The 8753-nt window shown below is 66.2% G+C and carries 9 protein-coding genes and 1 tRNA gene; 8 read left to right on the plus strand and 2 right to left on the minus strand.

Features of this window, described 5'->3' with window-relative positions; translation table 11 throughout:
- Nucleotides 1-40: 40 nt before the first annotated feature.
- Together QMG28_RS09595 and QMG28_RS09600 are read left to right on the plus strand one after the other, a co-directional pair.
- Complete coding sequence (locus QMG28_RS09595) at nucleotides 41-1303, plus strand: hypothetical protein (protein WP_281842025.1); 1263 nt, start codon at nucleotides 41-43, stop codon at nucleotides 1301-1303.
- Nucleotides 1300-2688, plus strand: a complete 1389-nt coding sequence (locus QMG28_RS09600; protein WP_281842026.1) for a cytochrome P450 — start codon at nucleotides 1300-1302, stop codon at nucleotides 2686-2688. Before QMG28_RS09595 ends, QMG28_RS09600 begins: the two co-directional genes overlap by 4 nt.
- A 184-nt stretch (nucleotides 2689-2872) precedes the next feature.
- Here QMG28_RS09600 and QMG28_RS09605 read toward each other — a convergent pair whose 3' ends face one another.
- Nucleotides 2873-3667 (minus strand): enoyl-CoA hydratase, encoded by a 795-nt coding sequence (locus QMG28_RS09605; RefSeq protein WP_281842027.1) that lies wholly within the window; start codon nucleotides 3665-3667, stop codon nucleotides 2873-2875.
- Between the two features lie 57 nt (nucleotides 3668-3724).
- On the opposite strand from QMG28_RS09605, the gene QMG28_RS09610 reads away from it, so the two are divergent.
- Together QMG28_RS09610 and QMG28_RS09615 are read left to right on the plus strand one after the other, a co-directional pair.
- Nucleotides 3725-4147 carry a PaaI family thioesterase gene (locus QMG28_RS09610; protein WP_281842028.1) on the plus strand — a complete coding sequence of 141 codons (423 nt, stop codon included), beginning with the start codon at nucleotides 3725-3727 and terminating at the stop codon, nucleotides 4145-4147.
- Nucleotides 4148-4226: 79 nt separating this feature from the next.
- Nucleotides 4227-5195, plus strand: a complete 969-nt coding sequence (locus QMG28_RS09615) for an SLAC1 anion channel family protein (protein WP_281842029.1) — start codon at nucleotides 4227-4229, stop codon at nucleotides 5193-5195.
- A 91-nt stretch (nucleotides 5196-5286) separates the two neighbouring features.
- Here the strand turns inward: QMG28_RS09615 and QMG28_RS09620 are convergent, their stop codons facing one another.
- A complete protein-coding gene (locus QMG28_RS09620; RefSeq protein WP_281842030.1) occupies nucleotides 5287-5520 on the minus strand; it encodes a DUF1127 domain-containing protein in 234 nt (77 codons plus the stop codon).
- A 95-nt stretch (nucleotides 5521-5615) separates the two neighbouring features.
- Here QMG28_RS09620 and QMG28_RS09625 point away from each other — a divergent pair, with 95 nt between their 5' ends.
- From QMG28_RS09625 to QMG28_RS09640, 4 genes are all read left to right on the plus strand, one after another.
- On the plus strand, nucleotides 5616-7082 hold the full coding sequence (locus QMG28_RS09625; RefSeq protein ID WP_281842032.1) for an aminotransferase-like domain-containing protein: 1467 nt from the start codon (nucleotides 5616-5618) through the stop codon (nucleotides 7080-7082).
- A 127-nt stretch (nucleotides 7083-7209) separates the two neighbouring features.
- The gene (gene rplM / locus QMG28_RS09630; RefSeq protein ID WP_281842034.1) at nucleotides 7210-7674 is read left to right on the plus strand and encodes a 50S ribosomal protein L13; all 465 of its coding nucleotides are present in this window, start codon (nucleotides 7210-7212) and stop codon (nucleotides 7672-7674) included.
- 2 nt (nucleotides 7675-7676) lie between these two features.
- On the plus strand, nucleotides 7677-8171 hold the full coding sequence (rpsI, locus tag QMG28_RS09635) for a 30S ribosomal protein S9 (RefSeq protein ID WP_281842035.1): 495 nt from the start codon (nucleotides 7677-7679) through the stop codon (nucleotides 8169-8171).
- A 91-nt stretch (nucleotides 8172-8262) separates the two neighbouring features.
- A tRNA-Arg gene (locus QMG28_RS09640) sits at nucleotides 8263-8339 on the plus strand.
- The last annotated feature ends 414 nt before the right edge of the window (nucleotides 8340-8753 follow it).

The raw sequence follows: 8753 nt of genomic DNA on the forward strand, positions 1-8753 counted from the left end.
TTCGCCGCTAGGCTCGCGCAAAATGATGAGTGACCGGGCCATGAGTAGCCCCTTGCAACAAGACGTGAAGCGCCGCCGGGTGTTCTATATCCCCGGCTACGACCCGATTCACCCCCGCCGCTACCGCGAGCTGTACCGGTCCGAGGGCAGGACGCAGGCCGGGATCTCCGGCTACGAGGTGGCGCTGATCGGCCGGCAGAGCGGGGCGAGCTATGGCTGGCAGGTGACGGGCCGGATCGACGGCACCGAGACCGAAGCCGAGTTCGATGTGCTGGTCTGGTCCGATATCGTGCGCGAAAGCATGGATCTGGGCATCGCGCAAACCTATGCGCTGATGGCGCGCACCGCCTGGACCTATATCGCCTCCGGCACGCTCCGCCGGCTGATGCGGCTGCGCAAGGGCCCGGTGATCGCTGCCCTCTACCCGGTGGGAATGCTGATCCTGCAAGCGGTGGTGGCGCTCGGCGCCGGGGCGCTGGCAGCCGGGCTGGCCGCCATTCTGATGGGCTGGCTGATGGCGCAGTTCGCACCGGGCATTGCGCTGGCGGGCAAGCAATGGCTCGCGGCCACGCTGATCGGCGCGCTGGTGGCGGTGGCGCTGCTCAAATGGTTCCGCAAGATAGATAACAGGCTCTACGTCTATTACCTGATGCACGATTATGCCTATTCGGCGGCCTCGAAGGGGGCGAACCCGCCTGAACTTGAGGCGCGCATGGGCGTGTTTGCCGACCAGATCGCCGAGGCGCTGGAGGCGGATGTCCACGAGGTGCTGGTGGTGGGCCACAGCTCCGGGGCGCATCTGGGGGTGTCGATCCTCGCCGATCTGATCCGCGCGGGCCGGGTGCCGGAGGCGGGACCGAAGCTCGCCTTCCTGTCGCTCGGGCAGGTGGTGCCGATGGTGAGCTTCCTGCCGGAAGCCGACCGGCTGCGGCGCGATCTGCACGATCTGGCGCAGGCGGAGGAGATCACCTGGGTCGATGTGACCGCGCCGGGCGACGGCTGCGCCTTCGCGCTCTGCGATCCGGTGAGCGTGTCGGGCGTGGCCCCCGCGGGCAAGCGCTGGCCGCTGGTGATCTCGGCGGCCTTCACCCAGACGCTCAGCCCGAAGCGCTGGAAAGAGCTGCGCTGGCGCTTCTTCCGGCTGCATTTCCAGTATCTCTGCGCTTTCGACCGGCCCGGAGACTACGACTATTTCCGGATCACCGCCGGCCCGCTCTCGCTTGCGCGCCGCTTTGCGGGCCGCCCCCCGTCGAAAAGCCGCATTGACGGGGCGGCGTCGAAATACCGATCAATGGCGCCATGACGCTTCCGCCAAAACCTCCCGCGCGGGCGGGCAAAGTGAGCCTCTGGCGCTATGCCAGGCTTTTCCGGCAGGACATTCTCTCGGCCCAGCCGGCGCGGCTTTACCATGCCTGGATGGCCGAGTTCCGCACGCCGTTCTTCCGCTCCTATCTGTGCAACGATCCCGAACTGGTCGATCTGGTGCTGAAGAAACGGCCCGACGATTTCCCCAAATCGAACCGCATCCGCGAGGGGCTGGCGCCGCTGCTCGGCAACTCCGTCTTCATCACCAATGGCGAGACCTGGAAGCGCCAGCGCCGGATCATCGACCCGGCCTTCGAAGGGGGCCGGTTGCGCGACACCTTCCCGGCGATGTGGGATGCGGGCGTGGCGGCGGTGGAGCGGCTCGCCGCCCGCGCCGATGGCACCCCGATCGAGATCGAGGCCGAGACCAGCGAGGCGGCGGCGGATGTGATCTTCCGCACCCTGTTTTCCATCCCGATCGAGCATCAGACAGCGGGGCAGGTCTTTGCGAAGTTCAAGGCCCACCAGCGCGCCCAGCCGGTGCTCAATCTCGGCGCGGTGCTGCCGCTGCCGAAGTGGTTTCCGCGCTTCCACTCGCGCGAGACGAAGCGCACCGCCCGCGATATCCGTGCGCTGATCACAAAGCTTACCGCAGAGCGCATGGCAGAGATCGAGGCCGGCACCGCGCCCGACGACCTCGCCACCAAGATCATGACGACGCGCGACCCCGAGACCGGCCATACCTTCGACACCGAAGAGATGGTGGACCAGGTGGCGATCTTCTTCCTTGCGGGGCACGAGACCTCGGCCTCGGCGCTGGCCTGGGCGCTCTACCTGCTCGCGCTCCATCCCGACTGGCAGGAGAAGGTCGCGGCGGAGGCGCATGAGGTGATGGACCCGGGCAAGATCTACTTCTCGGCGCTGAAGAAGCTGCAAATCTCGCGCGACGTGTTCCGCGAGACGCTCAGGCTCTACCCGCCGGTGCCGATGATGGTGCGCGAGGCGGTGAAGTGCGAGCATTTCCGCGACCGCGAGGTGAAGCCCGGCAGCCAGATCGTGCTTTCACCCTGGCACCAGCAGCGCCATGAGCGGATCTGGGACAACCCGGACGGGTTCGACCCGGGGCGTTTTTCCACCGAGAACGGCAAGCAGGGGCTGCGGACGGCCTATTTCCCGTTCTCCGCCGGCCCGCGCGTCTGCACCGGCTCGGGCTTTGCGATGGCCGAGGGGCCGCTGATCCTGTCGCTCCTCGTGCGCGCCTTCCGGTTCGAGACGGTGCCGGGGCGCGAAGCGATGCCGGTGGCGCATCTCACCGTGCGCGGGCGCGACGGGATCTGGCTCGGGCTGACGCCGCGCGAGGAGGGTGGCACGGCGGAGACGTGAACCTGTCGTTAACGCTGCACTTGCGGCGGGATGTTCTAAAACGTCTTTTTTATCAGGTTGCTGTCTGCCGAAGTTCGCGCGCCTCAGACTCCGGAAATCCGGATTTCTGGATGTCCGGATGTCCCTAGGCGGGCCGGGCCAGGGTCGCCATACGCGGCAGATGCGCGCGGGGCACCGTCCCGCCTCAGCCCTCCGACCAGTTCGGTTTGCGCTTTTCGATGAAGGCTTGCACGCCCTCATCGGTGCCCGGGTCCATCATATTGGCGGCCATCACTGCGCCGGCGCTGTCATAGGCGGCGGCGAGGGGCTGCTGGATCTGGTCGTAAAAGCCCTGCTTGCCGAGGCGGATCGCCACCGGCAGCTTCTGTGCCACCACTTCGGCCAGCGCCGTGGTCGCGGCCCTGAGCTCTTCGAGCGGCACCACCCGGTTGACCAGCCCCACCTCGCGCGCCCGTGCGGCTGAGATGAATTCGCCGGTCGCCGCCATCTCGAAGGCCACCTTGCGCGGCACCGCGCGGGCGAGCGCCACCGCGGGAGTGGAGCAGAACAGGCCGAGATTGACCCCGTTCACACCGAAGATCGCGCCATCGGCGGCCACCGCCATGTCGCAGCTGGCGACAAGCTGGCAGCCGGCGGCGGTGGCGATGGCATGGACTTCGGCGATCACCGGCTGGGGCAGGGCGGGGATCATCTGCATCACCTCGCCGCAGCGCGCGAAGAGCCGCTCGTAATAGCTCTGCCCGCCGTCATTGGCGCCGCGCGCACCCTGCATCTGCTTGAGGTCGTGGCCCGCCGAAAACGCCTTGCCGTTCGCTGCCAGCACCACCACGCGGATCGTCTCGTCGGCGGCCAGCGCGGTGAAGGCGGCGGCGAGCGCGTCGAGCATCTCCTCCGACAGCGCATTCAGCGCGCGCGGATTGTTCAGCGTGAGCCGGGCGATGGCCCCGTGATCTTCGCGCAGCAGAATCGGCTCTTCCATCTTGTCCTCCCTGATCGTCCCGGTCACGATAGGGGGCCGGCGGGAGAGGGAAAAGACATGTCGCTGAAAATGACGCTCGACGACTTGCGCATCTTCCTGCGCGATCATTTCGGCCAGGTGGCGGAGGACCTCGAAATTCTCGACGTGAGCCCGATGCATCTGGTGCTGCGCGGGCTGGTGGATGACAAGCATCTGCGCCCCGGCGGCACCGTGTCCGGGCCGACGATGTTCTTGCTGGCGGACGTGGGCTTCTATCTCGCCATCCTCGCGATGATCGGGCCGAAGGCGCTGGCGGTGACCACGAATTGCTCGATCGACTTCATGCGCAAGCCGGTGGCCGATGCCAATCTGCGGGCCGAGGCGCGGATTTTGAAGCTGGGCCGGGTGCTCGCGGTGGGCGATGTGCTGATCTATTCGGAGGGCGAAGAGGCGCCGGTGGCGCGCGCCTCGCTCACCTATTCGATTCCGCCGGACAGGTAGTGCGGCACTTTCGCCACGTTGACCGGGCGGGCCGCTTCGCGATACCTGAGCGAACCCATCAGGAATAACGAGGCCGACGATGACCGATGCGCAGCCCGAGCCGCGGCTCAAACACTTTCCGATCACCTTTTTCGCCGTCGTGATGGGCCTGATGGGGCTGACTCTGGCCTTTCACGCCGCCTCGCCGGTCTATCCGCTGGCCGAGACCGCGGCGCAGGCGACGCTCTGGGTCGGCCTCGCCGCCGCCGGGCTGATCGCCGCGTTCTACATCGCCAAGGCGCTGCGCTATCCGGCGATGGTGGCCTGGGAATGGCATCACCCGGTGCGGCTCGCCTTCTTCCCGACGATCACCATTTCGCTGCTGCTTATGGCCGCCGCGCTGTCGGCTCATTCCCCCGGTCTTGCGCGGATCGTCTGGCTGATCGGCGTGGCCGGGCAGGGCGTGCTGACCGTGGCCGTGATCAATGGCTGGATCAGCCATCGCAGCTTCGAGGTGGGGCATCTGACGCCGGCCTGGTTCATCCCCGCGGTGGGCAACGTGATCGTGCCCGTGGCCGGGGCCGAGATGGGCTATATCGAAACCTCCTGGGCGTTTTTTGCCGTCGGCATGATGTTCTGGGGCGTGCTGCTGACGCTGGTGATGAACCGGCTGATCTTCCACGATCCGATCCCCGGGCGGCTGTTTCCGACCATGGTGATCCTGATCGCGCCGCCCTCGGTGGCCTTCGTGGCCTATGTGAAGATGACCGGCGGAGTGGTCGACGGCTTCGCGCGGGTGCTGATCTATGCCGGCTGGTTTTTCGCCGCGCTGGTGATCGCCGAACTGCCCAAGCTCGCCCGGCTGCCCTTCGCGCTGAGCTGGTGGGCGCTGTCCTTCCCGCTCGCCGCGCTCGCCATCGCCTCGTTCCTGTTCGGCCGGATCGAGCACAGCGCCTTCCACCAGAATGTGGGGCTCGTCGTGCTGCTCATCCTATTCGCCGTGGTGCTGGGGCTGATCTTCCGCACGGTGAAAGCCATTGCCCGCCATGAAATCTGCCACCCGGAATAAGCCGGGGCAGGGCGCGGGCAAAAAAAAGGCCGGGGACAAGCCCCGGCCCAGGAAGAGGTTGCGTGGCCTTGACCGTGCCACGCAACGGGGATCAATCCCGCCAGAACGGCCGGGCGGCTTCACGCCAGGCTTCTTCGGGGGTCATGCCGATATCGGCGAGCCGGTGCGGCTCCAGCCGTTTGAGCTGAGTTCGGGTGCGTTGGCGCTGGGACCACCTGGTCACCGCGACGGCCACGCGCAGAGCAAGCTCCGCCGCCGCCGGGAGCGGCGCCTGACTGTCGAGGTAACTGAGCCGGCCGTGCCGGATCGTATATCCGTGGTCCATGATGGCCTCCATAGAATTGTATTGATACAATCTGGCGATTGTGCTGTATTGAAGTGATACAATCCGACTTTCACCGGCACAATGGAAACATTGTTATGGATACAATTCTGCGCAGAGCGATGGAAACCGGGGCAGGGCCGAAATACCGCCGGCTTGTCGACGGGGTGGCCCGGGCGATCGAGGCGGGCGCGCTCGCGCCGGGCGAAAAGCTGCCGCCGGTGCGCGATCTGGCCTGGCGGATCGGGGTGACGCCGGGCACGGTGGCGCGGGCCTTCGCGATCCTGTCGGACGAGGGGCGCGTGATCGGCGAGGTCGGGCGCGGCACTTTCGTGGCCGATCCCGCTCAGCGTCGGGCGGCCCCGGTGGCGACGCCGCGCCGCGCCGATCTGCCGGCGGCGAATTGGGCCGAGCGCCGCCCCGCGCCGCGCCCGGCGCAGGTGGAGGCGCTCTATATCGAGATGCCGCGCGAGGGCGATGTGCTGTTCACGCCCCGGCTGCCGGATGTGGGCCAGATCGCGCTGGTGCGCGAGGGGCTGCACCGCGCCGCCGAGGCCGATACGACCGTGCTGCTCAACTATCCCGGCGCGCGGGTGCAGGACGATCTGCGCGCCGCCGTGCGCGGCTGGCTGCCCGAAGACATGCAGGCCGATCTCGAACCCGGCCAGATCGTGATGACCAATGGCGGCCAGAGCGCGATCATGGTCACGCTGCAGGCGCTGCTCTATGACAGCCCGCCGGTGGTGCTGGTGGAGGAGCTTACCTATCCCGGCCTGAGCCGGGCGGCCGAGCTTCTGAGCGCGCGCGTGATTTCGGTGCCGATGGACGATGAGGGCGTGCTGCCCGAGGCGCTGGAGGAGATCGCCCGCGCCGAGGGAGCGCAGGTGTTTTTCACCATGCCCGAGGCGCATAACCCGACCTGCACGCTGACGAGCACGGCCCGGCGCGAGGCGGTGGCGGCGGTCGCGCGCAAGCTGGGCCTGCATCTGGTGCAGGACGATTGCTACCGTCTCGGCCCGCCGCAGGGGCCGAGCTATCGGCGGCTGGCCCCGGAGCTGGGCTGGTATATCTCGTCCATGTCCAAGGCGATTTCGCCCGGCCTGCGGGTCGGGTATGCGGTGGCCCCGCGCACCATGGCGGGGCGGCTGCGGCGGGTGGTGGACGCCAATTACTACGGGTTGTCGGTGCCGATGGTGGAGGTGGCGAGCTATGTGCTCTCGCATCCCGACACGCCCGGGCTGACCGATGCGATGAGCGCGCGGATGCGGGCCTATATCGAGGTGGCGGTGAATGTGCTGGGCCGGTTCGACCTTGGCTGGGGCAAGGATATGCCGTTCTTCTGGGTGCGGCTGCCGGAACGCTGGCGTGAAAGCCGCTTCGTTCAGGCGCTGGAAGGCGAGGGGATCCGGGTGCGCCCCGGTGAAGAGTTCGGCCCCCGCGACGGGCCGGCGGTGCATGCGGTGCGGGTCTCGGTCAACGGCCAGATGCCGCTGGAGCGCTTCCGCGCCGTGCTGGAGCGCATCGCCTGGCACCTCGACAACCCGCCCGATCAGGGCGGCGTTTAGTGGGGTAAAATAATACCGATTTATTAATGCATTGTTTTTGCACGACTTTACCGAAAACACGGCCCTTGACGGCGCTCTGGAAATCACTAGAACCGGCGCATCCGAAACCCATCAAGGGCCGAAACAGATGAAGACTTTTTCTGCGACTCCCGCAGACATCGAAAAGAAATGGATCGTGATCGACGCCGAGGGCGTTGTTCTCGGCCGTCTCGCCTCGATCGTCGCCATGCGCCTGCGTGGCAAGCACAAGCCGAGCTATACCCCGCATATGGATTGCGGTGACAATGTCATCGTCATCAATGCCGACAAGGTGCAGCTCACCGGCAAGAAACGCGCCGACAAGGTGCATTACTGGCACACCGGCTTTCCGGGCGGGATCAAGAACCGCACCGCCGGCCAGATCCTCGAGGGCGAATACCCCGAGCGTCTGCTCACCCTCGCGGTCAAGCGCATGCTGCCGGGCAACCGCCTGAGCCGCAAGCAGATGTCGAACCTGCGTATCTACGCCGGTGCCGCCCATCCGCATGAGGCGCAGAACCCGGAAGTGCTCGACGTGAAGTCGATGAACAAGAAAAACACGCGTGAGGGCTGATCATGGCTGAAGAGATCAAATCGCTCGACGAGCTGAACGCCGTGGTCGAAGGCACCCCCGCCGCGGTCGTGGAAGAAACCCTCGCCCCGCGTGAGCCGGTCCGCGACGAGCTGGGCCGCGCCTATGCCACCGGCAAGCGGAAAGACGCGGTCGCCCGCGTCTGGATCAAGCCGGGCTCCGGCAAGGTCACCGTGAACGGCAGGGAAATGGACAAGTACTTCGCCCGTCCGGTGCTGCAGATGATCCTGCGCCAGCCGTTCCAGGTGGCCGGCGTCGAAGGCGAGTTCGACGTGATGGCGACCGTCAAGGGCGGCGGCCTCTCGGGCCAGGCCGGTGCGGTCAAGCACGGCATTTCGAAAGCGCTGCAATTGTACGAACCGTCGCTGCGCCCGGCCCTCAAGGCCGCCGGCTTCCTCACCCGCGACAGCCGGGTGGTGGAACGGAAGAAATACGGTAAGGCCAAGGCCCGCCGCAGCTTCCAGTTCTCCAAGCGCTGATCGCGTTTGCAGATTTCGCAAAAGGGCCGCCTTCGGGTGGCCCTTTTCATGTTGCGGGGACGGGGCGCATCGCCTATATCCCCGCTCCAAGGCACCCGTAGCTCAGCTGGATAGAGCGCTGCCCTCCGAAGGCAGAGGCCAGAGGTTCGAATCCTCTCGGGTGCGCCAATATTTTCAATAAGTTGCTCGCATCTTGCCTTTGATTAGGTGAGGCCCGGGTCCTGTTTGGGTCCCGATTCCGTTCAAAACCTGCGATTCATCGCTTCCACGGCAGTCTTCTGATGTTCGGGAGAATGGTGTCCGTAGACGCGTTCAATCGTCTCGATTGAGGTCGAAAAAATAGCTTGCGGCGTCCCAGGTCGTTGCACCCTTTTGCATCGCCCAGGTGATGGCGGTGTGTTTCAGGGTGTGCGGGGTGACATCATTCAGGTTGATCTTGATTCCGTGCTGCGCGGCTAGGCCGTGGACCCATAAACCTGCTTCCCTTCGCGTTCAGGCGGTGATTCACTGGTCCTGCCGACGGGGAGGACAGCCATGCGCCGACGTTACGATCTCACCGAGCACGAATGGTCGATCATTCAG

Source organism: Sinisalibacter aestuarii (assembly GCF_027923545.1).
GTDB classification, from domain to species: domain Bacteria; phylum Pseudomonadota; class Alphaproteobacteria; order Rhodobacterales; family Rhodobacteraceae; genus Sinisalibacter; species Sinisalibacter aestuarii.